This window comes from Candidatus Borrarchaeum sp. (assembly GCF_019058535.1).
Lineage (GTDB): Archaea > Asgardarchaeota > Sifarchaeia > Borrarchaeales > Borrarchaeaceae > Borrarchaeum > Borrarchaeum weybense.
Genome location: NZ_JAHPYX010000135.1, coordinates 1 through 26,184 on the forward strand (window position 1 = coordinate 1; position 26,184 = coordinate 26,184).

The 26,184-nt window shown below is 36.2% G+C and carries 18 protein-coding genes; 10 read left to right on the top strand and 8 right to left on the bottom strand.

The genetic code is table 11. The annotated features are described in order from the left end of the window. Together QVB70_RS07725 and QVB70_RS07730 are read left to right on the top strand one after the other, a co-directional pair. Positions 1-903, top strand: a 903-nt coding sequence (locus tag QVB70_RS07725; RefSeq protein WP_287585088.1) for a hypothetical protein, incomplete at its 5' end; no start/stop codon positions are given. 182 nt (positions 904-1,085) lie between these two features. Then, positions 1,086-2,441 (top strand): RsmB/NOP family class I SAM-dependent RNA methyltransferase, encoded by a 1,356-nt coding sequence (locus QVB70_RS07730; RefSeq protein WP_287585148.1) that lies wholly within the window; start codon positions 1,086-1,088, stop codon positions 2,439-2,441. A gap of 78 nt (positions 2,442-2,519) precedes the next feature. Here the strand turns inward: QVB70_RS07730 and QVB70_RS07735 are convergent, their stop codons facing one another. Further along, a complete protein-coding gene (locus QVB70_RS07735; RefSeq protein WP_287585090.1) occupies positions 2,520-3,941 on the bottom strand; it encodes an oligosaccharide flippase family protein in 1,422 nt (473 codons plus the stop codon). 251 nt (positions 3,942-4,192) lie between these two features. Between QVB70_RS07735 and QVB70_RS07740 the strand changes: the two genes are divergently transcribed. Next, the gene (locus QVB70_RS07740) at positions 4,193-5,803 is read left to right on the top strand and encodes a glycosyltransferase family 39 protein (protein ID WP_287585091.1); all 1,611 of its coding nucleotides are present in this window, start codon (positions 4,193-4,195) and stop codon (positions 5,801-5,803) included. A 42-nt stretch (positions 5,804-5,845) separates the two neighbouring features. Here the strand turns inward: QVB70_RS07740 and QVB70_RS07745 are convergent, their stop codons facing one another. Beyond that, entirely contained in the window at positions 5,846-6,142 is a 297-nt protein-coding gene (locus tag QVB70_RS07745) for a MazG nucleotide pyrophosphohydrolase domain-containing protein (protein ID WP_287585092.1), read from the bottom strand. A 425-nt stretch (positions 6,143-6,567) separates the two neighbouring features. Between QVB70_RS07745 and QVB70_RS07750 the strand changes: the two genes are divergently transcribed. Then, on the top strand, positions 6,568-6,864 hold the full coding sequence (locus QVB70_RS07750; RefSeq protein ID WP_287585093.1) for a hypothetical protein: 297 nt from the start codon (positions 6,568-6,570) through the stop codon (positions 6,862-6,864). 294 nt (positions 6,865-7,158) lie between these two features. Here the strand turns inward: QVB70_RS07750 and QVB70_RS07755 are convergent, their stop codons facing one another. Next, complete coding sequence (locus QVB70_RS07755) at positions 7,159-7,359, bottom strand: SEC61-beta family protein (RefSeq protein ID WP_287585094.1); 201 nt, start codon at positions 7,357-7,359, stop codon at positions 7,159-7,161. 374 nt (positions 7,360-7,733) lie between these two features. Here QVB70_RS07755 and polC point away from each other — a divergent pair, with 374 nt between their 5' ends. Continuing rightward, positions 7,734-12,812 (top strand): DNA polymerase II large subunit, encoded by a 5,079-nt coding sequence (polC, locus tag QVB70_RS07760; protein WP_287585095.1) that lies wholly within the window; start codon positions 7,734-7,736, stop codon positions 12,810-12,812. Between the two features lie 150 nt (positions 12,813-12,962). Here polC and QVB70_RS07765 read toward each other — a convergent pair whose 3' ends face one another. Next, positions 12,963-13,142 (bottom strand): hypothetical protein, encoded by a 180-nt coding sequence (locus tag QVB70_RS07765; protein WP_287585096.1) that lies wholly within the window; start codon positions 13,140-13,142, stop codon positions 12,963-12,965. 524 nt (positions 13,143-13,666) lie between these two features. Here QVB70_RS07765 and QVB70_RS07770 point away from each other — a divergent pair. Together QVB70_RS07770 and QVB70_RS07775 are read left to right on the top strand one after the other, a co-directional pair. Beyond that, positions 13,667-14,521: a CBS domain-containing protein gene (locus QVB70_RS07770; RefSeq protein WP_287585097.1), complete on the top strand. Its 855-nt coding sequence runs from the start codon at positions 13,667-13,669 to the stop codon at positions 14,519-14,521. 168 nt (positions 14,522-14,689) lie between these two features. Then, on the top strand, positions 14,690-15,820 hold the full coding sequence (locus tag QVB70_RS07775) for a hypothetical protein (protein WP_287585098.1): 1,131 nt from the start codon (positions 14,690-14,692) through the stop codon (positions 15,818-15,820). Positions 15,821-15,874: 54 nt separating this feature from the next. Here the strand turns inward: QVB70_RS07775 and QVB70_RS07780 are convergent, their stop codons facing one another. Further along, positions 15,875-17,236 (bottom strand): NAD(P)/FAD-dependent oxidoreductase, encoded by a 1,362-nt coding sequence (locus QVB70_RS07780; protein WP_287585100.1) that lies wholly within the window; start codon positions 17,234-17,236, stop codon positions 15,875-15,877. A 272-nt stretch (positions 17,237-17,508) separates the two neighbouring features. Between QVB70_RS07780 and QVB70_RS07785 the strand changes: the two genes are divergently transcribed. After that, positions 17,509-18,138 carry a hypothetical protein gene (locus tag QVB70_RS07785; RefSeq protein WP_287585102.1) on the top strand — a complete coding sequence of 210 codons (630 nt, stop codon included), beginning with the start codon at positions 17,509-17,511 and terminating at the stop codon, positions 18,136-18,138. 289 nt (positions 18,139-18,427) lie between these two features. Continuing rightward, positions 18,428-19,714 (top strand): hypothetical protein, encoded by a 1,287-nt coding sequence (locus QVB70_RS07790; protein ID WP_287585104.1) that lies wholly within the window; start codon positions 18,428-18,430, stop codon positions 19,712-19,714. A 60-nt stretch (positions 19,715-19,774) separates the two neighbouring features. Here the strand turns inward: QVB70_RS07790 and QVB70_RS07795 are convergent, their stop codons facing one another. The 3 genes from QVB70_RS07795 to QVB70_RS07805 form a co-directional block, all read right to left on the bottom strand. Beyond that, on the bottom strand, positions 19,775-20,317 hold the full coding sequence (locus tag QVB70_RS07795) for a molybdenum cofactor biosynthesis protein B (RefSeq protein WP_287585106.1): 543 nt from the start codon (positions 20,315-20,317) through the stop codon (positions 19,775-19,777). After that, the gene (gene moaC, locus QVB70_RS07800) at positions 20,314-20,775 is read right to left on the bottom strand and encodes a cyclic pyranopterin monophosphate synthase MoaC (RefSeq protein WP_287585150.1); all 462 of its coding nucleotides are present in this window, start codon (positions 20,773-20,775) and stop codon (positions 20,314-20,316) included. The genes QVB70_RS07795 and moaC overlap by 4 nt, the downstream gene beginning before the upstream one ends. Before the next feature lie 153 nt (positions 20,776-20,928). Then, on the bottom strand, positions 20,929-24,084 hold the full coding sequence (locus tag QVB70_RS07805) for an ATP-binding protein (RefSeq protein WP_287585108.1): 3,156 nt from the start codon (positions 24,082-24,084) through the stop codon (positions 20,929-20,931). A 736-nt stretch (positions 24,085-24,820) separates the two neighbouring features. On the opposite strand from QVB70_RS07805, the gene QVB70_RS07810 reads away from it, so the two are divergent. Next, positions 24,821-26,119: a transposase gene (locus tag QVB70_RS07810; protein WP_287585110.1), complete on the top strand. Its 1,299-nt coding sequence runs from the start codon at positions 24,821-24,823 to the stop codon at positions 26,117-26,119. The last annotated feature ends 65 nt before the right edge of the window (positions 26,120-26,184 follow it).

The following is a 26,184-nucleotide window of genomic DNA, read 5'->3' on the forward strand; positions in this document are numbered from 1 at the left end:
ACACTGGGCTGCTTTCTACGGTCCACCGAGTTGCTGCTGGAAGACCTTAAATGCTACCAGCGGTACACACAGGCCGAGAGCGAACGTGAAAAACGCCAGATCGAGGATTACTGCCAGAATTTAGGCACTTACCCCACCTTCTTCGTGGACGAAATGAAAACCTACTCCGAACTGGTATTTGCCACCCTCCAACGCTATAAGGAATACGGCATCGATCCCACCGGCTGCGTCTTCTGGGAACTCTACGCCAGCCCACCCAGCCTGGACGTCGATGAGTTCCTCACATACGTTTACCCCCATATCTATGAGATGTATAAAAGCGTGAAGCGTTACCACCCGCTGGGCATCACCTATTACCCCGACAGCGTGGAGCGCTGGAGGATTCTGTTCGATTACGCCGTCAATGATAAACAGTACCTACCCACCATCTCTCTACCCGCTGCCATTACCTTCCCCATCAACGCCAACGGTGACCTGGAATGCGATCACCAGGCCATGATCCGGCTATGCAAGGAATACAACCAACCCTACACCGCTACCATCCTGCCCTACTTCATGCGGGACGCTACAAAAGAAGAAATCTACCAAAAGGTCAAAGAAATCGCAGAAGCCAGCGTCCAAGCAAATCTACCAGTTATGATCTCGCCGGCGGCGCTGACCAACGACACCGACCCCGAAAAAGTCGATATCTTCTTCCAAGCAGTCTGTGAGCATGGCAACTACACGTTCCCCGCCTATCGGAAACTCAGCAAGCAGCAACTAAAAGAATGCCCCGTCTGCCAACAGGTCACCGATGTGTGCTACGAGGACCGGACAATTGTCTGCCCCTCCTGCCACTACAAAGCACGGTTTGCCGGTGACGAACACATGGACTACGCCGTCATCATCCAAGAACACAACTAGTTGTCAGTTAGTCACTGACATATCAAAATTTTTTATTATAATCTAATTTTAGTTGGCAGATTAAATAAAAACAGTGCAGTATACCTCTTGTTTTAGGTTTGATCGTTCTTATAATGCGCAATGAAAATACTTTTCAGTACAAATAGTTCTTACAGAGAGATAGAAAGGGAATTCTTATTTTGGTGGTCTCTCTGGAGTTATATTTCAATCTCGCTAGTCTTGCATTAAAGGAAATTGAAAATGGATTATCAGCAAGATTAGCACTTAAGAAAATATCTTCTAGGTATAGTATTACTAATACGAAACTAAGAAGCAAAGTCCATGCTTTAGTCATTGAAACAATTCGTCGTCTTAACTACATAGATTGGGTTACAAATATCTCACTAGAAGGCACTTCTATTTCTCAACTTCCTCCATACATTCGATCCATACTAAGATTATCAGTATATCAGTTGAAGTTCTTATCAACTCAACCTTCACAGTTTTTTTCTGCATTAATAGGGCTTATTGCGAAAAAATTTGGCAGAAAAGATGCAGGATTCGTCAAAGCAATTCTATACGAAATTGAAAAGAGAGATACAACTTATTACTTCACAAGATTGTCTGAATACGAAAAAATAGGACTACAGCTATTTCATCCTACTTGGTTTGTAAGGTATTTGTTTCGAATTATGGGACGTTCTGAAGCATTAAAGGTAATGAGAAAGAATAATTCACAACCTACTCAATATATACGCGTAAATACTTTGAAAGTCCATCCTGAAATGCTCCAGAGGAAATTAGCGAAAGAAAAGACTATTGTGACTATTGATCCCGAATTATTTGATGTGCTGCATATTAAAAAGATGAAAAGACCTCTAATTCATAGTCCATATTATAAAAACGGCTTCTTTTACATTCAAAACAAAGCTTCTGCACTTGTCACTCATATCCTGAATCCTAAAGAAAATGATGTAGTTCTGGATGTGTGTGCTGCACCTGGAGGAAAAACTACTCACATTGGACAGTTTATGAAAAATGAAGGGGAAATTGTTGCTCTTGATAGTTCTAGCAAGCGTATGTATGAACTTATAGAAACGTCTCAAAGGCAGTCTATCAATATTATTCAGCCATTACTTGCTGATTCTCGATCAATTTCATTTGCCTCTAAAAAGCAGTTTGATAAAGTTTTAGTAGACGCCCCCTGTAGTAGTACAGGGGCTTTTTGGTCACGTCCAAGTAGAAAATGGTCTGTTAACAGGAGACTTATTAAGTGGCTAAGTCAAATTCAATGGTCTTTATTGGAACGAGCAGCAAGTTTAGTGCGCTCAAAAGGAATCTTGGTGTATTCGACTTGTTCACTTACTCTTGAAGAAAATGAAATGATAATAGAACGCTTCCTTAAATTGAATTCAGATTTTAAACTTACAGAAGCAACACCATTTATTGGAATACATGGTTTTAGGGGGTTAAATCTCTGTCAAAGATTATTTCCTCATATTAACAATACTGATGGGGTCTTTATTGCTAAGTTAATTCGGCGTTCTCGTGAAGAATAAGAAAATCTAACTCTGATTACAATGGAGACGACTAAACCAAGACATCATATCTTGTCTCGTCTATAAAATCTTAATTATTTACTCCCAAACTGAACTAAGAAATGACTTGTATTCTCTTGGTAACTCTGGCCTCTGAATTATTATTACAAGTCCATTCACAAAGCCTCCCATACCCATGACAAAAATTAGTGAGAATAAATCTTTAATAAACCCTATTTCCTTCAAAAACACGACAAAAATCAATGTGATGACGGCCGCTATAATACAAAATGAATAGATATGAATTAAATTAAGTTTTAGGAGTTTTCTTATATAATTTGAAAGATAAATGGCAACTGCGCATGTTGTTATAGTCCAAAGAACACTTAATCCTATTACACCAAAATTCAAAATCACTGGTATGCTTAAGCCACCAAGTATTATGAGTTGAATCAAATTCAGCTTTATTAGAAGTTCTGGACGTCCCATTGCATTTAGTAAATCTCTGTATGAAACAGATATCGCACGAAATAGACCATAAATCGACAATATTTGCAATAAAATTACCATCGGTAACCATTTTTCTGTATAGAAATAAAGTGTTATCTCCCAGGCTAAAGGAATAACGATTACGACAAAGGGAAGTATAAATAATAAAATGAGTTGTAAAAACCTTTCATATATCGATCGTAGCTTATTTTCCTGATTTAATGATTGTGATAAGGCGGGTAAGGATACTTTGCCTATAACTTCAGCGATCCCGTCGACTGGAATACTTGCTAAAAGGAAGGCAATTGAATAAAACCCGAGTATTTCAGAACCAGCAAATTTTCCGATAATCCCTTTATCTACATTAATCAACAAGAAAAGTAGATAACCAACCAAAGCATATCGTACACCTTTGTTTATCACATTTCTTACGATTTGTCCAGAAAAATTTAACTTTGGTAACCAGGGCGCAAGAATCCATACACATATAAGGCTAGCAATACATCCCACCAAAACACCATAAACAAGACTCAAAACCCCATAGCCTAACAAAGCTAATGGAATTGCTACTAAAGGAAATAGTATTTCACGAATTATTGCAGGTATCACTCTTTTCTCAAAAAGAAGTTCTTTCTCTAATTTTAAAGATGGAACGGCGCCAAAGGATGTAATAAGAAGCACTAAAGAAAGTATGGGCAATATTTCTGTTAGAAGTGCTGAATTAAAGAATGTACCAATAGGTGATGCTAAAAAATAAATAAACGTAATCGAAATTCCTGCAAGGATCGGTTCCAAGACGAATATTACAGTAAAAAGCATCGAGTTATCTTCATTTGATTGAATGATGCTGGTTCTAAATCCTAAGAATAGTGTTGTAAAAATGTTTACAAATAGCCACGCAAGCGTCAGGATTCCAAAATCCGAAGGAAATAGTATCCTCGCCAAAATTATGTATGATATAAAACCTATGAATCGTGCAACTCCTGAACTTAAGAAAATTGCTAATGTACTTCGAACTATTCGTTTTTGCACAAAAGGTTACCCCAGTGTTTCTTTTTGAAATATAAGATTCGTTCGTTCCTCTATATTCGAAATTCAATTCTAATTTTAGTCTTCGTAAAGGGCAGATAACCTTTACTTTATTTTTATCTTTTGCATACAGAGCTATTTTTCATTTAGTTGTAATATAAGCAAAAGATCATATCAATTGAATTGCATGGAGGATTGCAGAAGACTTTTATTGAATACTGGTTCTTGAAAACTGCTAAGTTTTGGTGTCATCTATGGTTAACTTTGCCGAATTTTTGAAACGAATGAGTTATGAACAATGGCTCTATCTTGTTGTAATTTTCTCTTTTATTCTTAGGCTTCTATGTTTACACCCTTATGTTTTTGAAGGACCAAGTTTTTATGATGAAGCACATTGGGTTATCAATGCGAGAGCTTTCGCATCAGGATTAGGTTTTACAGATCTTGCAATCCCTGGTAATCCACCAGAAAGCATTATTCAATATTCACCAGGTTTACCTATTGTAATCGCTTTACTGTTTCACATACTTGGTATTGAAAGTATATTGCTAATAAAAGCCATTCCAATACTCGCAAGTATAGGTCTAATTATAGTTACTTATTCTGTTACAAAATTACTCTTTGGAAAGCGTATAGGGCTTGTTAGTAGTATATTCGTCTCATTTCAATACCAATTATTTGTTTTTTCTCACATACTTCAGCCAGAAATTATCTTAAGTTTTCTTCTGGTTTTGCTTATCTATATCACTATTTTATGGTCAGAAACAAAGAAATCTAAATTTCTTTTCATTGCAATGCTAATTTCAATTACACTTATTGTTGTTAGAGTCGTAGGTTTTCTGATAGTTCCCTTACTTTTCATATACATTCTTTTAACGGGAGCAAATTGGAAAGAACGTATACTATTTAACATCTTCTTATATATTGGCGCTCTCTCTTTCTTCGCTCTCTTAATCTATGAATACTTCCTAACTGGAACTTTCTTAACATCTTATCAGAAGGAATTATTTTATTATAACCCTCATGATTGGAGTGGAAGCGCTGTCAGTAGTACAGATATTGGTTACATTTCAGCAAGAATCAGTACAGGTATAATATTCTATTTACTTGAAACACCATCAATATTATTATTTGAAATTATTCCGCAATTAGGCATACGCCTTATTTTAGGTTATTTCTTTCTAGGACTTGGTTTTTTTCTTGGTATGAAAAGAAGGCGAAAAGAAGTGATTATTCTTCTTTTGTTTGCAGCGCTTAATATGATCTTCTTCAGTTGGTGGTATTGGAAGCAAATTAGGTATATTTTACCCATTAGCCCGATATTACTCCCTTTCTGTGCAATATCGTTTGTTAAAATAGCTGACTGGACTAATAAGTTGCTTAGAACTAAAAAATCATATTTTCTTAAGTTTAATAGCAAGAATATGGCAATTATAATCTCCGCTATCATTGTTTTAGGCTTTATTATGCCTGATGCCATTCGTGCAGTTTTACACGTTGAAAAAGATAGAACGCATCCTTTAAGCGTAATTCAAGAAGAAACAGTTGATGCATATCAATGGATACGAGATAATACACCAACCGATGCCATCATTATGTCAAGAAATCCTCATAGAGCCTTCTATCTCTGTGAACGGAAAGGAGTGTTCCTTCAATTCGCTCTGGAGGAACAAAATCAAATAGAGTTCATGAGAGACTGGGATGTTTCTTACATCATTCTAGAAGATACACCTGATATAAGACAAGCCTATGATTGGTTGATTGATCCATCTAATGCTCCTAAAGAATTTCAATTGATGTATTACGTAGAAGTGCCACAAGAAGCACAAGAACCATTTTTCATCATAATATATTCATTCAAATGAAATCTTTTAAAAGAATAACTACTCGTCGCAGGTAAGAATGGATTATACACTCCAATCCTCACCTAAATCGAAATTAGTTAATAAATTGAGGCAATGATGGTATTTCTTGTTTATTGCAGTTACAAGATCTATATTCATAATGTTTGCGAGTGAAGCGGTCCAAGCGATAATATCAGCCAATTCTTCTTCAAGTTCTTCATAACTTCTATCTTTTACAATTGCACTCGCTAATTCACCTATTTCCTCAAAAAGCCAAAGAGTAGTCTTAAGAACACCACGTTCATAATCATTTTTGTAATACAGCTGCCTCATTAATTGTTGAAATTCTTTTAGTCGCAAAAATTCACCTCTAATTGTTTTGAAGAATGTGTTCTGGTTAAAGAATTTAAAATCTTTGTAGTAATTATGTAAGTTTAACAATCCCATAACAATTAAACGAATTAATCAGGTTAAAATAATGATTAAAGGTCAACTTAATCAATTTTGGCGACAACAAACCTCTTTTCATTAAGATATGTTAAAATTGATTTTAAGCACGTTTAATTCTTCAATTGAAGAAGGTGAATTTTTTAACCATAACATTTTTGTAAGATCATTTCTACAACAATTGTAGAGGCGTCTATAAAGGCGTTTAAAAATGGTATTTGGACGGACACCTCTATTTAGGTACAGAAACAAAAAGAAGTTTTTTGCATAAAAGTCAAAATCTATTGAGTTTAACAAATTAGATGAAAATTTCTATAAAAAGAAAAAGGGTGAAGACAATGCGAAAATGCCCTAACTGTGGAAGCACAAGTATTAAAGAAGAAATTGACCGAAGTAAGATTATTGGATATTTGCTTCACGACCCAATATATGAGAAAACGCTCGTTTGCAAGAACTGTACACATAGATGGAAATCTGGAGAAGAAGCACAAAAGCCTGCAAGGCCATCACCAGAAGAACCTGAACCCCCATTAGAAGAACCTGAATCCTTAATAGAAGAATCTAAACCCCTACCAGAGGAACCGGAAGCCCCACCAGAGGAACCGGAAGCCCCACCAGAGGAACCACCCACTTAAGACTAAGGTGGTATTTAAAGTTTCAGCATGACGTAGTAAAGACAAAAAGGCTAAAATTTCATAAAGACTCTTACTTTTTCACTATTTTTTGATATCTTTAGAGTTTCAAACTAAAATTAGGTTAAGCAAAAGAAAACATATTAAGAGAAAATGATAAATTAAGGAAAATCTTCATTCTCGTTGCGAATAATCTTTATAGACAGAAAAGCAGGCAACGAACCAAAGTTCTTATCAGTCATCTTATTACATTGTGTTAACTTTTCTCTCGATTTTCAGTCTTGGAGAGTGTCAAACTTAGCCAAATGGTATGATACCCTCTTGCGACAACTGTGCTATAGTTACTGCAATTATGAAAACAATGACCAAAATTATAACTGTTCCAGGGCCAACTTTAATTCCTGGAGCGTCATCTTGGTAAAATCTTATTAGTCCAGCACTCGCTGAAGGCATTGGTGCATCTTTTTTCTTTTTAGATTTCTTAGTTCTGCGTGACATAAAAACTCATCCTCATTTTTTAATAACCTGACTTTATAATGTTTTCCTCATTACAAGTTTCGTAAAGATTTATTTTATCTTTTCTCCGCAAGAAGACCCCTCAACTTGTTGGGTGGTAGTTCACCTTAATAAATTCTTAAGAATGAAAAGAATAGCCTAAAAAATACCATATTAGTGTTTATAGAATTCTTTTAAAGGGTTTTGTCGAATTTTTACTGAGAGGGGTTTACGCGACGCTAAGTTTATATGTCTCTTAGGAAAATACATTTTATAGAACTATTTTACTTATTTTCATGTTTTAACTCACTTTGTTATGAAATGTTCATCATTTCATTTGGATGGTGAGATGTGTAAAACAAGGATAGGTATGATCCATGAGTGATCCATTAAACAGTGAATATTTCAAAAATATTGAAGAAAATGTAGAAAAGTCATATGAACTTGCAAAAAAGGCAAGAGAAAAGAACTTAGATCCCTCACCACTTCCTGAAATAGCCTTAGCAAATGATCTTGCAGCGCGAGTTGAAGGATTGGTTGGGCCAAAAGGTGTTGCGCAGGCTATTCGCCAACTTCAAGAGAAACTCGAACGCGAAGAGGTAGCTTTTCAAATAGCAAAAGACATTGTCTATGAGAAATTTGGAAAAATGAGCGATGAAGAAGGTGCCGAACAAGCAATCCGGACTGCCCTAGCCATTCTTTCTAGTGGAATCACGGCTGCTCCATTAGAAGGTATTGCAAAAGTTAAAATCAAGAAAGGAGCAGATTCAAAACGTTATTTGAGCATCTATTTTTCTGGACCTATAAGAGCTGCTGGAGGAACAGAGACAGCATTGACCGTACTAGTAGGGGATTTTGTACGACGATTGCTGCATCTCGACAGATATAATCCTTCAAGTAATGAAGTCGAACGATATATCGAGGAAGTTGATCTTTACAAACGTGCAGTTCATCTACAATACCCTTCAATAGATGAAGAAATTCGAAAAGCAGTAGAGCACCTTCCAGTTGAAGTTACTGGTGAACCAACGGAGAAAATAGAAGTATCAGGTTATCGCGATATTCCTTCTATTGAAACAAATCGTGTCCGTGGAGGAGCTATTCTTGTACTTAATGATGGTATTTTAGGCAAAGCCCATAAACTCCCAAAAATAGTTAGAAAAATAGGACTAGAGGGATGGGAATGGTTAAAGAATCTAAAAGAGTTAAAATCCAAAAAAGAAACTGATGCAAGTGATTCAAAACGGATGACAAGTGATAAATACCTTGCAGATGTAATTGCAGGTCGTCCAGTATTTGCACATCCCTCTAGACCCGGTGGATTTCGTCCAAGATATGGAAGAGCTCGAAATACGGGACTTGCTGCTGTTGGAATAAATCCTGCAACAATGGAAATCTTAGACGAATTTCTCGCTACAGGAACTCATGTGGTTACTGAAAGACCAGGAAAGGGTGCGATCGTAGTTCCAGTAGATAGTGTAGAAGGACCAACAGTGAGACTCAAAGATGGTTCGGTGTGTTCATTCAATAACATCGAAGAAGCACGTTCACATATACATGACACAGAAAAAATCCTCTATCTTGGGGATATGCTCATTGCGTATGGTGAATTCTTAGAGAATAATCATCCTCTCATTAATTCAGGATACTGTGAAGAATGGTGGGTTCTGGAATTAAAGAACGCCTTAATGAAATCATCCCTTACAAAGGAAGATCTTTGTGTGCGTCTCAATATTTCTCCTGAACTTCTAAATCAATATATTGAAAATCCTTTCAGTATCTATCCGAAACCAATTGAGGCAATTAAACTTTCTCAATTACTAAAAATACCGTTACATCCAAGATATACCTATCTATGGCATGATATACTTCCTGAAGAACTTAATAACCTTTTAGAATGGCTTATGCAAGCAAAGATGGAATATAATGGCGAATTTTGTGCTGAAATACGCGTAATTAATACAGATTTTACTTCAAAGAATATTCTTGAGAAACTTTGCATCCCACACAGCGTGAGGAAGGATGAGATCGTAATATCTCACCATGCTCCAACATTGGCATATTGCCTTGGGTTCCAAAAAGATATTACATTAGAGAAGATCCGTTCCAAATTTCAAACGACTCCTATGATGAGGGATGTACTCTTCATAATTAATACCCTTTCTGACATCGAAGTCAGATCCAAAGCACCCATATTTATTGGAGGGCGCCTAGGACGCCCTGAAAAATCAAAAGCACGTGCTACATCTCCTCCTGTCCATGTACTTTTTCCAGTTGGATTTAATGTAGGTCATAATAGAAATATCGTTGAAATAGCAAAAAAGGGAGATGTTTCTCTTGAGATCGTTCGTAAAGAATGCTCATCCTGTCATTATACATCATTTATGAACTTATGTCCAAGATGCGGGCATCAAACTGCTACTGCACTTAAATGCCCTAAATGCCACACGGAGAGTCAAAAAAATATCTGTCCTAATTGTAAAACGCCTATTCGAGGATTTGAAACACAAAAGGTTTCTCTTCAGCGAATTCTCGATGAAGCCTTGCGGAAAACTGGAGTTAGAAACATAGAAAAAGTAAAGGGAGTTAAAGGCTTAACTAGCAAATTCAAACAACCTGAAATACTTGAAAAAGGCATTCTTCGCTCTAAATACGGATTATATGTGTATAAAGATGGAACAACACGATTTGATGCAACTGATGCGCCCTTAAGTCATTTTAAGCCAAAAGAGATTAAAACATCAATTGAAAAACTCGTAAATCTTGGATATACTCATGATTATATGGGTAATCCGCTCATTGACAATGATCAAATTCTTGAGTTAAAAGTACAAGATATTGTCATTCACGACGAATGTGGCGATTATCTTGTTAACGTTGCCAAATTCATTGATGAATTACTCGTCAAAGTATATGAGCAACCTCCTTTTTACAATATCGTTAAGAAGGAACAATTAATTGGACACCTTGCGATTGGATTAGCACCTCATACCTCTGCAGGTGTCATTGCTCGCATCATTGGATTCACTGAGGCATATGTGTGCTACGCGCACCATTACTTTCATGCTGCTAAAAGGCGTAATTGCCTGTTTGGAACAGAAGAGGTACCCATATGGGACATGGAGAAAAATCAACTTATTCTAACACCTATTAGCGAAATTATTGAAGAATCGATTCTTAAAGGCGCAAATAAGGAGATTGTAGATGATTTTGGGACGATAGCAGTGGAAAATCTCTACCCACAATGGCATGTTGTAAGTATTGATGAAACTACTAATGAGCCTATTTTTCAACCCATTAAACATTGGATCAAAGGAAAAAGCACTCATTGGGTTAAAATAAGGACCGAGACAGGCAGAATTCTAAAAATGACCCCTGATCATATTGCGCTTGTGTGGAATCAGTTTAGTCAGACAATTACAAGAATAAAAGCCAAACAGTTGAAAATCAGTGATTACATTCCTATTGTTACAAAACTTCCCTTGCCCATTTTAAAATCACCTTCAAAGATCAATATTCTCAGAGAATTAGCCAATAATTTACCTAATGATATTTTTCAAGAATTTAAACATCAGGTGCGCTTACGAAACGCAGAAGAATGGATGAAAACAAAAATTCTTCGATATGCAAGAAATCATAATTTATGTGATCTTAGCAAACATTACAAACGTATACCACCTCAAGTTAGAAAGCATCTACTCAAACTATTACCAGAAAAACCTTTGAAAAAATCACTTTATTATGATTGGTTCATGTCGATCCCCCTCAGTCATCTTGAAGTTCTTCAAAGAGAGGGCGTGTTTGAATGGGACGATATTCCCGATGATGCAATACTCGGTATGGCTAGAGATGATCACACTGTTAATCCCTACATTCCATTTTCAACTGATTTTATGAGATTACTTGGTTATCTCATAGCGGAAGGATACATCAGGGATGAAGCTACTTGTTACCAAACGAATTTTAGTGTTCCAGATTCTAATTTAAGAAAACATGTAGGATACCTTATCAAGGGTATCTTAGGATCTACCCCATATTATAAGAAGGATAATCAACAGTTGGTTCATACAGGACGTATACATGCATATCTATTTGCTTATGCATGGAGAATAGGAAAAACTGCTCTTACAAAGCGTATTCCTAAATATGTATTTTCTCTTCCAGAAGAATACAAATTTGCGTTTCTATCTGCTTTTATCGATGGAGATGGAAGTATTCCCTCTACAGATCCCTCAATTCTGTTCTATTCAGCATCTCAAGATCTGTTAAAAGATATAGGACTCTTGCTGAATACTCTAGGGGTTTTTTATAGAAATCGTAAACCATCTCCTATAGGACATTATGGAAAGAAAATTTTAGCAAGATATAAGACCCTTGGTAAATTACCGAAGGCATCAATCGTTTATCGAATTTCAATCCGTGGACCTGATTTGTGGTTATTGAAAAGATTAAAATTGATCCATAGTGATAAACGTAAGAATGCTGAAAGATTAGTTGCAAAAGGATTCATAAATGAACGAAAAATAAAACTCAGTAATGGAACTTTTCATTCTCTTGAAGAACACTCAGGATTGATTTTTGATCCTATTGCTGAAATTCAAATCTCTAATGAGATAGCACCCTCATATTGTTTGGAAGTCAAGACGTTTGATGACATAAATATCTTTAATAATTTTTCCACCATAGACATAATAACTGCTAACTGCGACGGGGACGAAGATTCTGTCATTCTTCTTTTAGATGGTCTTCTTAACTTCTCTAAGAAACTACTTCCTGAAAAAAGAGGAGGAATGATGGATGCGCCCTTGGTTTTGACGGTTTGTTTAGATCCTCATGAAATTGATGATGAATCATACACTGTAGATCAAGTTGCGAATTACTCCTTAGAATTTTATCAAAAAACGCTTGATAATGTTGACCCAAAAGATATTGAAGATATAATAGATAATGTTGGACATCGTTTGGATTCTCCAGCACTGTATGCAGGTTTCCGATTTTCACATCCTACATCCTCTATTGCGGCGGGACCAAGTTGTACAGCTTACAAGACACTTGACAGTATGGAGAAAAAGGTTATTGCCCAACTCAATTTAGCAAAGAAAATCCGTGCAGTGAACGCTAAAGATGTTGCAGAACGTGTATTCTCACACCATCTCCTTCGTGATATTGTGGGGTGTTTAAGAAGATTTGGTAGGCAGAAAGTAAGATGTACGACTTGTAACAGGAAATATAGACGAATTCCACTCTCCGGAAAATGTCTAAATTGTGGAGGGAAACTAATACTAACGGTTTCAGAAGGCACTGTTATGAAATATCTTGACTTAGCGGAAAAAATTGTAAATGGCCAAGATCTGGATTTATATCACAAACAACGTATCATTTTGCTTAAGAAGGCTCTAGAATCTTTGTTTGAAGATGATGCACCAAAACAAGTGAAATTAGGTGAATATATTTAGAAGATGCAAGTTTTTGTTTTAAAATTACCACGATAAGGAGACCCCTCCAAGTTGTTTGGAGGAGGAATTGTGTGTTTTTGTTTTTAGACATACTACCCTTTCTGCGGACACAGGGGTATATGCCCACGGGTGTTTTAATGACGGGTACTCTCAAGTCCCGTCGCTCCCAACATCAGGGAGTTGGTTCTCTTCGCCAAAGTAATCAGTCAGTACTATACGATGATCACTGAGAGTTTCCTCTCTGTTTAAACCACCGTTTACAGAGCAAGGGACTAGAGAAGCATCCCTTAGTATGTTCTTTAACTCTCCGGATAACGTAGATACCGCCATGCTTTACCACAGCCTCTCTTAGGCTAATCAACCAATTACTCTCGTTCCTCACGGAACAAGCCCCCACTTGTTAGGGGGTGATTGACCTCATCGCTAATATACCTCCTCTTGTGTAATAACAAAGATCTCCGTCCCTCAATGGACACTTGAGATCCAGCAGGAGCCCTCATCGGTACTGTTTCTTGTGTACGCCCTTCACGCCAAGCCAGACACCTGGGATATCGCATATTGTTATTGTAGTTAACTGCTATTTATGTTGATGGAGAACTGTGTGAAAGTGAAACAAGAAAAAGAAGAATCTCATCCCCGAGTAAAATCCTATTACTCTAGAAGAGATGAGGATTTTAGGAAGAATCATATAACTATATAAGTTCAGATTTACAAATAAACTATGAATCTTGCTTGAAAACTGGTGTTTAGCAACTCATATGGAGTTTTTCCATAAAACTAACTTACGAGTTGAAGAAAGCCTTACTTTAGTAAGGATAACTATTATTGAAATTAAATCTTTTTGAGGGATTCTTTTGGAGAAAGCTAGTGACATTATGACTAAAAATGTGGTCTGTGTAACAGTTCCAGGTACACGTGAAGATGTTCTGCAATTAATCCATGAACACAAGCATTTTGGTTTTCCTGTTGTTAAGAAAGAAGAAAACACGCTTGCAGGAATCATTACTAGAACTGATTTAATGCGAAAACCAGATGAAAACCAGATAGCGCTTCTTATGACGCGTGATGTAGTTTCATTAAATAAAGACGCTTCTTTGAAAGAGATTGCTTCAACCCTCTTATCTAACCGAATTCGTCGTATACCGATAGTTGAAGATGATCAAATAGTAGGTCTCATTACGACTGCCGATATCGTACATAAAACTATCCTACGTGCAAATATCAGTGATCCTATTGAGAAACATATGAAGAAAGAAGTTGTTTCTATTTACGAAGGTACCCCATTACCTGTTGCATTGACCATAATGGAATTAGCAAATGTTGAACTTATGCCGGTTCTTAATGATGCATCGGAACTTTCAGGTGTCCTTAGTAAGGCGGACCTCTTTTCATCATCTGAAATTATTTCTGAAAGAAGGATCTCCAGCATGTCTGCAGAAAGTGAAGGAGACTCATGGTCATGGGATGCCATCCCACAATTAGTAGTCACCAAAAAAGAACTTAGACTTCCTTCAAAACCAGTCTCTGAAATAATGATAAAAAATGTAATCTCAACATTTGAACAAACTCCTATTAGTGAATGCGCAAAATTAATGAGGAAACATGATATAGACCAAATACCCGTTACAACTTTGAATGGCGAACTTGTTGGGATTATACGAGATACTGATTTACTTCAAGCATACTTTGATAAGATCTCTGAAATGTAAATCCCAAAACAGATTCAATGTTTTTTAAAGATGATTGAGGACACATCCTTTATTTGACCTATTGCCTTGCAGGGACATTTCTAATCGAAAGATTAAATAATCAAAAAGGTCTACCGAATTCAATCTCTCCATAAATGAATGGATGTTGTTTCCTGCGGTGAAATAATAATGAGAAAAATTGCACAAAATAGGTCTATAGTGCTTTTCTTCATGCTTTCCATTTTACTAATTCAACTTACTGGCACTTTCATGTCACAGGATGTGTATGCTGATGAAAAAACAATTATCCTTTTTGATCAAGTTCATTTACAGTTTTATACGTCGGAACGAATGCAATCAGCGATAACATCATTAAATAATACTGAAGATTTCATAGTTTATTTCAATGATCAACGTTTTACTGAAACATCACTTCTTGGCGTGGATATCCTCGTTATAGAAAATCCAGAACGATCCTTTTCTTTGCAGGAACGTTTAGTTTTAGTCGAGTATCTAGACAATGGTGGAAATATTTTCTTACTGGCAGACCCTCGTGGCACAATTTCTAATCTGAATAATATCATAGATGCTGTTCAATATACAGATGGACGCTTTTCTCAACACGTTATTTTTGACGAAGAGTTCAATCAAAATAATATTTCCACACAAATCAGTGTTTCTCGTGAAGAATTGCGAGAAAGTAGCCCACTCACAAACGGTGTCAAAGAAATTATTACACATTCAATTTCGATCGAAGATGACGATCCTAACAAAGTTATTGCAACAGGAAGCAACTATTCACTCGCAGGACTAGAAGGAAAAAGCCAACCAGCTTGGCTTGTTGCATCTACGGTTGGACGATCTCGAATTGTCCTATGTGGTTCCACAAGGATGTTTAGTGATGTTAAACCAAGTAAATCTGAAGTTACATGGTATCAAACAAAAGATAATGCACGTCTTTGGCAAAATATCTTCTCATGGCTAGCTCAAAAGGAAATACCGCCCTCATTTCTAGGCACAACACTTCCACCTCCACTTACTTTAATTATATCAGCTTTTATTGCAGGGATCGTGTTCATCGGTGGGGGTTTTAGTCTCTATTATCTACTTCAACAAAAAGAACTGAAGCCAGTATCGGAAATATTAAGACGAAAGAAGAAAGCGGAGAAGTTAGAACCAACCCCAGAGGAAGAAATTGCGCAAATTGAAGGTGAGAAGGCCATTTCAATAGATGATGAAGAAATAATAACTGAAGAGAAACCTGCTCCTCCGAAAAAGAAGAAAAAGAGAAAAAAGCGGACATATAGAGTTCGTCGATAGATCTTAGACCTCGATAACTATCGCTAGAACATTTTCATATCTATGTTAAAACAGTCATTTTAGGATCTCAAATGTTTCCGTGTAAATACTTTCAACCTCAGTTTTCCATGCTTCAAGTTTTTCAGGAGAAGGATAATTCTGGAATAGTCCTTTGATTTCTTTCATTTTTGACGATATTTTTCTAAGTCGATTGATAAGTCCTAGTTTTCCAATGCCACTAAAGAGACGTTTCACCTTTTCGGTAAGGTTTAACACCAGATCTTCTCCTAAACTGGCACTCAAAATGTCTTCCTCTTTTAACAAGCGATGTTTCATCCCATAGTTCAATTCATCATCAGGAGTGTGTTGTAAAAATAGACGAAAGATGTCTAGTCCAGCTTGTTTCGCACCATATTCTTTCATATAATCTATATTATACTCCCAAAGACCTCTTTCTGATAGATCGCCTTTCTCAAGAGCACGATCCACGTTAGTGGCTGCTAAGTATCCACCCATCATTGAAGGACCGATCCCGCCTCCATGGATTGGATTAACCTGACATGCAGCATCACCCACTATTAACAAACCATTTGTCACCTGAGACCAAATAGGTCGTCTTGTTGGGACGAAACCGCCACCTTTATGCACTATTGTGGATTCTTCAAAAAGAGCGTCCTGTAATACATATGCATAAAGTTGTTTTCGAGGATGTGGGTTATTTGGTATATTCTGTACCCCTAAGCCTACGTTAACCCTTGTTATACTTTCTGGAAACACCCATACATATCCTCCAGGTGATATACTTTGTGTCAAATAAATTTTACAGAAGTTCGGATCTTCAATCTCGTGATTAAGATCTCTTATTTCTCTAAAACAAACAATTACATCTTCATTTTGAACAGTTCGTTCTACGCTACTGTTGCGTAATTTTCTACGAATTACTGCATTAACTCCACTTGCATCAATTATCACCTTTCCTCGAATTTCTTTTTTTTCTCCACTTTCTAACGAGCGTGTTAGTACACCAGCAACGTATTCTCCTTCATAAACAGGTGATATAACGGAGGTGTTATCTAAGAATTCCACTCCCGTGTCTATTGTAGCATTCAGTAACCTCTGACCGAATTTAAGACGATTTATCATATAGCCTTTGATGCCTTCTCCCTGAATTTTTAATATAGTCTCTTTATCTGGGGAAATCACATCAATTCCATCTATATTTGCCTCGCATTCATCTTTTGTAGGGTAACGTAATCCTATTAGTTTGTTTAAAGTATCAAAATAATGTTTCCCGATAGCATCTCCGCAAACTTTGTCTCCTACGACCTCTTTCTTCTTTCTATCAATTATTAAAACTTTATAGCCCTTCAATGCCAGTGTTCTTGCGGCTGTAGTGCCTCCTGTCCCTGCACCAACAACAATACAATCATAACCCATATGTTTCACCAAAAAATATTCATTCTGAAATTTCTGAGAAGGTACTAAATTTAGGATAAATATCATCAATATTTGCTCTGAAATAACCTAGCGAAAGGAAGAGTTGAGTATTTTTTAAGATTTTTCTAACACTTCCGAAGGTGCAAATTATCTTTATTATTTATGGTTCTTTTTAAAACTGAGTAGTTTTGCAACGCACATAATTTTTAGATAAAACTAAAAATACCTCCTGCACGTAAACATTATCAGTATTTTAAAGGGGTGAAGAGTTTTTGAATCTAGAAAAAATAATTGAAAAGATAAGAGCGCGATTAGATGAACTAGACAAATACCGTGAGAAAGCCATTAAACTCTCAAGAGCGACAGTAAGACTATGTGGAGAATCTATTCGGGCGGTTCACACACGCAACTACAACAAAGCCATTGATAAGAATAACTCTGCAATGGAAAAATTAGAAGAATTAAAAATGCTGGCAACAAATGCACCCGATTTTTTAAACTCATATCTAACTATTGCCTTTCAAGAGTATGTTGAGTCGAATGTATTATTGAACTTGATACAAAAAAATGATTTTACTTCACCAGACGAACTTCAAGTACCATATGTGCCCTATTTACTTGGACTAGGTGATGTAATCGGGGAGTTACGAAGATTTGCTTTAGATGCATTAAGATTTAATAAAATTGAAGAAATGCAACGCATGCTTTCTTTAATGGAAAAAATATACTCAGAATTAATGTTTTTTGACTATCCAAAGGCGATTATACCCGGTTTAAGAAGAAAAACAGATATTGCTAGAAGTCTCGTTGAAAAAACACGAGGTGATGCTGCTACGGCTGTTCAACAGGAAAAACTGCTCGCAGAACTAATGAAGTTTAAAAAAACTAGTGAAGAAAAGTGATCCTTAATAAAATGTACAAATTTCTTAGTATATGAAAATCAATGAAAAGATGTTTTTTATTTAAACTGGTTTTTTAACAACCATTCTACAATCATATATACTTTAAACTGTTTTCTTTTGGCGAGTTATATCATTATGCAAAAAAATCGAATTAGTCGGTAATTTATCTTTTTAGAGAAATATGTGGTGTTTAAATAGTAATTATAATTCGTTTTATCGAGGAATAAACCGTTATTTGACTTTTTAGCATGAATTTAGTAAAGCAATTTCTAACAATGAGGCGACGTGTGTGAAGGTAATAGAAAAGGGAAGATCTCTCGATTATGAAACATATGAATTTATAAGAGATTGTGGCATCACCGCCATTGTTTTACTTAAATTTGATCTTACTATGGGACCATATATTGCTTTTAAGGGATTATATGACCATAATGTGCCTATTATAGAAGCTTTAGATAATCTAGAATATCTCACGCAATTTTATATAGGAATTGCAGGAACAGAAATGGATTTCCTTGAAAAAAATGGTGAACGGATTATTATTGCACAACAAACACATAAAATAGATGTTACCGATATTACTGATGCCATGCTAATTTGTATCGATCGCTGGGTCTCGAAAACCGCTGCCCTTAAACTTGCTAATGAATTATTAAAGAAATCACACGCTGAACCTCATCGCCTTGAAGAAGAAATCACTCATCTTAAAGAAACATCACCAAATTTGAAAGCTGTTTTGAAAAATACACCTAGAAAGTTGACTCTAAAGCGCCCCTTACCAAAAAAAGTGAAAAAAAAGCAGAAAATAACTAGTATGATTGGATTTAACACGACGCCTTTTGCCGACTTTCAACAAAGAGAGTTCAACGAGATTGAATTGAAGTTACGTGCTTTGAAAAAATCAATGTTTTTTCTTCAGGTAAACCTGGAAAACCTTAACATAGCCCATTTCCTCGATGTGTTCATTTCTCATATTGAGTTGAACAAAGATACAACATTCTCCATTAATATAAGCAAAACGCAATCGAAATACGATTTAAATCTCACATTAGTTTTGCCCCCTAATCAAAGGAATTTCGTGGAACGCTTAGCAGCTGCCCTGTCTATGGCAGGAATTTCAGTCTCGATCGTGCGAGAAACCGCTCTTGAAGATAGTTGGATACTTCCTTTGGGAATTACTCACGGCACCTCACTTAGAATCTCAAGAAAACATAAAGACTACATCCAAGTACTCAGTTCACCAGAAAATTTCATTTCACTATTTAGAAGTACATTTTTATCATCTCTCACTTTGGCTACATTTCTCAACGCTCTAGAGACGATGCAAGTTACTGTTATATGCCAAGGGATCAAAGAAAATAAGGTTGCCGTCGAAATAATATTAGTAAAACTACACCAAGAAAAAGCAGAACTTGACAAATTCTGTTTGCCGAAAGAATTTTCTGAACATTTTGTTAAAGTAAGAGGAAGACGTGCTTTAATCAATGTCGTAAAGAACCTATTATTAAGGCATTGTACGAAAGGTATTAAAATCTCTTTACAAGAATTGACAGAATTCTTAGTTGGAGACAGCTAATGAAAATAGCTGAAATAGAATACCCATTTGTAACTAATAAAAAGGCGCATACTAAAGGCTTTAGTGATCACGTACATGTTTAAGAATATGTCCTGCTTCAGGGAGTATTAATCTTTGCATGGCTATTTTTACTGCATTTGGAGAACCAGGAAGACAAAAAATCACCTTATTCATAAATACTCCAGCTAATGCTCGGCTCAATATGGCTGCAGACCCGATCTCATCGAAACTGAGTTTTCGAAATAGTTCACCAAAACCAGGCAGCGTTTTTTTTAGTAGAGGGGAAATCGCCTCAATAGTTACATCTCGAGTTGTAAGACCAGTTCCGCCAGAAAAAATCAGCAAATCTACATCATCTTTATTTCCATATTGTTTTAGAATGTCTTTGATATAACTGATTTCGTCAGGAACATATACTATTTTCACTACAGAGTGCTTATATTCCTCTGCTAACATTTTTATTAGATTTCCAGAAACATCATCAGTTTCGCCAGATGCTGTAAATTGATCATACCTTGAATCACTTACTACTATTACACAAATTCTTAATTGTATAGGCATATCTTTCTTATGGAGAGATGCCGTTGGTGGTTGTCCAGTCATTCAACAGCCATCTCCCTCTTTATCTTTCTTACAACACGAATATCTTTCACTCGTGTGAGGGGATACTGCCCGTCATCATCCTTTTCATATTTTTTCACCATCTCCCAAATATTCAATAACGCCGTTGCAGTAGCCATAAGTGCCTCCATCTCAACCCCCGTACGCCCTATACTCTTAACACGTCCTCTCGCTGTTATGCTGCTGGCACCTACTTCATATTCAACCGATACATTTGTTATTGGGATGGGATGACAAAATGGGATTAGTTCTGGTGTTTTCTTTGCAGATATTATTGCTGCAATCTCAGAAACACTAAATACATCTCCTTTGTCCACTTTTCCATCCTTTATCAACTGAATCGTTTCAGGACTTAAAATAAGTTCTCCCTCTGCTAAAGCCTCTCGATAAACTTCCGATTTTCTACCAACATCAACCATATGACTGTGAATTAAAATCACCTCCAAGGAGGTCTGATACCTAACATATCCTTGTCGCTAAACATTGTATTATTAAATACTATTTAAAATTCAGTCTAAATGATATTTATGAAGTTTTTTTATACTTTTGATAGATTAATGAAAAATAAATCAGAAAATCATAAACATTGTCAATTAAAGACCGTTAATTATGGGTGTATCGCGCAATATCACCAAAGATTCATGTGCACGGTTCAACACGAATTCTTGTAAAGTTCTTTTATCCATACCTTTTCTTTTTGCATAGCCATACATCCCAGCACAAAAGAGACAAAAACCAAAATCGTAAGACTGTTGTTTGTTTGTTTCTTTAATGATTTTGTTTTTTTGAAAATAGTTTTCAGCTGTCTGAATGCTATATGCAAGAGCCTCTTGCATATTATCCTCAGCAAAACCTATAAACGCATCAAAATTGAAAAAATTGCTCAGGATAACGCGTCCAAGATACTCTCTGTAAATACATTGAGACCGGCAAAGTTCACAATGCTCGAAGGGTAGTTTATCACTTAAACAATCCGTTTGGAGTATCTCATAGAGGTTAGGGGATGCAGTAGAAATATTTAATGAATCTGGTCTTTGTATTTTGTGAATAACATTAGACATTGTTCTCTGGGGGATATTAATTTCGTTATTAAAAAAAGAGGGAATCGTTTGTTCTTCTGATTGAAAGTTGACGAATGATGTATCCTTCTTTAAAATTTCTGTTTTAAGTGTCCTTGCTATCCTTTGATAAAATTCCTCAGTCTGGTTAAGTTCTGATAGTACTTTATAATCACTGAAATAATATCGTAAAAGACAATATTTGATTCGAGAATGAACATCAAATTCTTTGAAATCATCTAGAAGACGTTCGGGGTTAGATTCATTTTCATAATATCTAGAGAGAAACTGATCCGCATCTGTTTTTGTCTTAATCTCCCATGCACTGTTTCTAAAATTTTTGCAATACTCAACTGCTCCTTCCAAAGGGCATTTTTCGCAGAAAATTAGTTTTACCGTTTTTGCAAGATCATTAATATGTTCAATTATATCTGAGGTTGCTATTTCAGATGAATTCGAATACTTCAAAGTGATAGATGCCCGATTATTGTCCTCAATAACGTCGTTCTCCTCGAAATTGTTTGCACGTACACGTGTAGGATATTTTAACGTCGGTGAAAAGACTAAACATTCCTGCCGCTGCATCCTCTTCATATAGTCTACCTGCATCTCATCTAAATTCATATACTTTTGAAGAATTTCAGCATCTTTTGTTAATTGAAATGCAACTATTGTATAACTATTAGCAAGACTGTTTTCCGCAAAAAGAGGCCGTGTCCCTACGAAGACAAATCCTATCCCATACGCGCGCAAAAGTATACTCAAGTCTTCGGTCGGTGTTGCATCAATGCTTGTCTTTTTTCTGTACAATTCGGGAACAAGAAACTGGCATTCTTCTACAATAATCAGATTTCGTAGAGTTTGTTGAAGCCCTCGTTTGATGGCATAATCTCCATATAATCTAACCAAAAAGTTCATCAGAAATCGGATATCATCTTTTGGTACTCGCCGAAACTGCATATATCCCAGATCTACGATCACATTCTTTCGAAGAAGATCATCAAAAACGATGTTCGACCTATCCACATCAAAAATTTCTTTTAAAGCCCCTCGAATGAATTTCTCCAGTCTATTGTATAATGCAGTAATGGTCTTATCTAGGAATGAAAATTTGTCTTTCTGCGTTATGCCATAGTTTTCAAGGGCTTTGAAAAAGCCTTTGAATCCTTTCACTCGTGCCGTTGGATCTGCAATATATTCATCAAGAACATCTTTGAGTACACGCTCCATCTGTACTGAAAGATCAATATCTTGTTGGAACATGGTTGAATATACCTCTCGTATAAGTGAGAAAACTCTATCAGCATGTTCTTCCGGTGGAAAACCACATGGATCAAAGAGATTGATTTTCAATGGTGCAAACTCAGAACCAGGTGCAAAAACTAACATTTCATTATGTAAATTAGTTTCTAGTTTAGAAAGCAATTGCCTATATTCTGACTTGTAATCAAACACAATCCAATTAACATTTGGCGCTTTTTGTGAGAGTTCCAATACCAAATTCTTTGTAAGGCAGGTTTTACCACTTCCTATTAAACCAAGAACTGTCATACTCCGTCTTAAGTCCTCAGTTTTAAGTAAAAGAGGTTGCAATAATTTTTCTCCACGAACAACTCTTCCGATTTCAATTCCTTCCTTTACATTGATTGTTTCAAGAGGAATCTCGAATTCTGGAGTATACTCACTTTCGATCCCTAAGATAGGCTTTTCAGGAAGATGTGTAAAGGGTGAAAGGCGAAATACACTCATCTCTGTTTCTTTTCCAATAGAAATCCGTAGTCCAGTTTTTTTATACGCTCTTTTAAGTTTTCGCCCTTTTAGTGTAGATGTTGTAACACAATAGTGAGTTCCCGAATATATTGTATTAAGAGAATTCTCTATGTCCAGAACTGCTCGTTTACATAACTCTTCATCTGGAGTTGTGATCAAAACATATGCACACACCTTTGTTAAACCAGACCTTAATCCTGCGGCATAATCCGATGCTTCCTGTCTTTTTTGATCTTCCAGAAGAGCATGTCTAACAAGATTATTACTAAGGGCTCCATTCTCATCTTCTTTTGCAATTTCTTCTAATTTTCCTTTTCTAATTTTTGTATCCTTGAAATTCATCACAAAAGTAACCTCGATTTGAAGGCTAAGGCAGTGCCGGATAAATCGATCATGTTGTGTCAATTCTCCATAGGCTTTATGCTCAGGAAGACCTTCAATATGAATAATTGAAGCATATCTTTGGTTATAGGAAGAACCCTCCAAAAAATTTCGTTTAACTTTCAGTAATGACTTTTCACTTCCGTATCCTTCAATTTCTGGAAGTAAAGTTATTTTTCTCAAGCCTTCCTCAGAAATTGTATTATCATCAATTTCAAAAGAAAGAGATTCGAGTCCTCCTTTCATACGAAAAAGAGCAGTTTGAGCAGCCTCAATTGCTTTGTTTAATCTTCGATGTGTACCAAAGACATAACGTCGCACTTTTACAGTGCCATTTTCATCTATAAAAATTTCTTGTGTGCCTTGGTGGCATTTCCTTAAATACGCTGCAATATCTTCGTATTCATATTTCCGTATTCCAGTGCTTTGAAAATTTTCCTGTAAAATTATAGGGCGTTGCTCACGACGAATGATTTCTCTTGGAATATGGGTGATTTCTAATGCTTTTATTACAAGATATCTATCCCTAAAAAGAAACAATGATACAAAACTGAAAAAATGTTCAACTTTATGTAAAAAATGAGGCAAAGGAACTCTACGACGAAAAACAATATAATCTGAACCCAGAGAATGAAATTCAAATTCTGAAAAGATATATGTGACACAGCTACTTGAAAGAATCAGACTGGTGAAAAACAAAAGAAATGAGTTGCTTATTAAACTGTTGCTAGTATTAAATGGTATAGAAATTGATGTTAACAATACACTTTGGAGTAAGCTGTATTTTATGAAATAAAGTATTAAACTTGAACAAATAGTAAAGATTAATGTACATATGACGATGGCCTCAAACTTCTCCTTGTAAGAGCCTTCTGAAAACCTTGAATGCTTTAACACATAATAAATGGAGATACCGAAACAGAGAAGGATTATAAATAGTAAATTTGAAAAGCGGATGAAAATAGACCAAAGCAATTGCTCAATATTATTCTGATTCATTTTAAACCAATATCTTTCTAATGAATCTCAATAAAACCTCCACGATTTTTAGCTTAAATCAACAAAAATTACTGAATCTAAGCAAAAAAGCACTACAGCTTTAGCGTGGTGATGAATTGCTGTAGTTTGTGTTCACTTGCATCACGTGCATTGAAGGGTCTCTCTAAAGTTATTTGAACAATAGCGGAGTTTATTAATCACAAGTAATTAGAAAAGATGTATAGCGATTAGTTAGCTCATTAAGACTCTTCTGAACTGATTAACAAGGGATCACACAATGCAACAATTGATTACGGTATTGTCGATATCAACAACAAAAAACGAGACGATCAAAGCCACCTTGAAAGCTACTAAAGAAAGACGAAAACGTCAAACCTGTAGGGTGTTTGAGCTAAAAATCGACAGCTCCCATCTTAACCATCACACCAAAGAACATTTGAAGCGCTTATTTCTGGAAGCCAAATGGTTGTATAACTATATTCTCTCGCAGCATAACGTGTTTGATACGGATTATAAACTCTCTGAAGTGCCTGTCAAAGTCAAGGATAATTTTGAACTCCGCGAACTACGTCATCTCTCCTCACACATGAAACAGAGTCTCATTAAGCGAACTATGGACAATATCAAGGGATTGACACGCTTAAAAGCTAACGGACGCAAAATTGGCAGACTCACATTCAAGAGTTATGTTAATTCAATCCCCTTGAAACAATCCGGAAATACCTACCGCATACTGAATGACAAATACATCAGGATACAAGGTATCTCACAACAACTACGTGTCAATGGCTTAACTCAAATTCCTCGCGGCAGTGAACTGGTAAATGCGACCTTAATCCAGCGGCATGGCGACTACTTCGTAACAATCACCACCTACCAGACGCGGGAACACACAACACCCCCTTCGAAAACGGTAGGCATAGATTTCGGAGTTAAAACACAGTTAACGCTTTCAGACGGCATTGCCATCCAGTATGTAATCCCTATTAGCAACAAATTAAGAAAATTGCACCAGAAATTAAGTCGCTGTCAATTTCGCAGCAAGAATTGGTATAAAACCAAGTGTAAACTGGAAAAAGCCTATGCTAAGGTTAACAATATCAAGAAAGACGTCAAGAACAAACTAGTCCATTATCTACACACTACTTATGGGATAGTGTGTTATCAGGATGGGAACATCAAGGCGTGGCAACGCTTATGGGGCAGAAAAATCGTATCCACCGCTATCGGAGGGATCATACGCACACTTGAAGTAAAGGTGCATACTCCGATCAAAGTCGATAGGTTTTTCCCCTCCACCAAAACCTGTTCGCGCTGTGGAAATATCCGTGACATCGGATTGGATGAACGAATCTATACCTGTCCAGTCTGTGGGTTAGTGATGGACAGAGATCATAATGCAAGTGTTAACCTAGATAACGAAGGATTAAAACAACTTGTACCTACGGGACGTAGGGATGTTAAGCCTGTGGAGACTGAATCCTCTACTTTGGCATCGCTGGAATACTTAAACGGTAATCCCTATGTGAAAGCAAGTTCGGTCTGCGAAGCAGGAAGCCTCATCGCTTCAGCGTGAGGTAGTTCACTAAGCAAAAAATAAATAGACGATTCTTTGTTTTTTTGGATAAATTATAAGAGAAA

Excerpts from the sequence above, each read along its gene's own strand:
- QVB70_RS07750 (WP_287585093.1), top strand. The coding sequence starts at position 6,568 with ATGCGAAAATGCCCTAACTGTGGAAGCACAAGTATTAAAGAAGAAATT.
- QVB70_RS07810 (WP_287585110.1), top strand. The coding sequence starts at position 24,821 with ATGCAACAATTGATTACGGTATTGTCGATATCAACAACAAAAAACGAG.
- QVB70_RS07795 (WP_287585106.1), bottom strand. The coding sequence starts at position 20,317 with ATGACTGGACAACCACCAACGGCATCTCTCCATAAGAAAGATATGCCT.
- polC (WP_287585095.1), top strand. The coding sequence starts at position 7,734 with ATGAGTGATCCATTAAACAGTGAATATTTCAAAAATATTGAAGAAAAT.
- QVB70_RS07780 (WP_287585100.1), bottom strand. The coding sequence starts at position 17,236 with ATGGGTTATGATTGTATTGTTGTTGGTGCAGGGACAGGAGGCACTACA.
- QVB70_RS07765 (WP_287585096.1), bottom strand. The coding sequence starts at position 13,142 with ATGGCGGTATCTACGTTATCCGGAGAGTTAAAGAACATACTAAGGGAT.
- QVB70_RS07740 (WP_287585091.1), top strand. The coding sequence starts at position 4,193 with ATGGTTAACTTTGCCGAATTTTTGAAACGAATGAGTTATGAACAATGG.
- QVB70_RS07755 (WP_287585094.1), bottom strand. The coding sequence starts at position 7,359 with ATGTCACGCAGAACTAAGAAATCTAAAAAGAAAAAAGATGCACCAATG.
- QVB70_RS07775 (WP_287585098.1), top strand. The coding sequence starts at position 14,690 with ATGAGAAAAATTGCACAAAATAGGTCTATAGTGCTTTTCTTCATGCTT.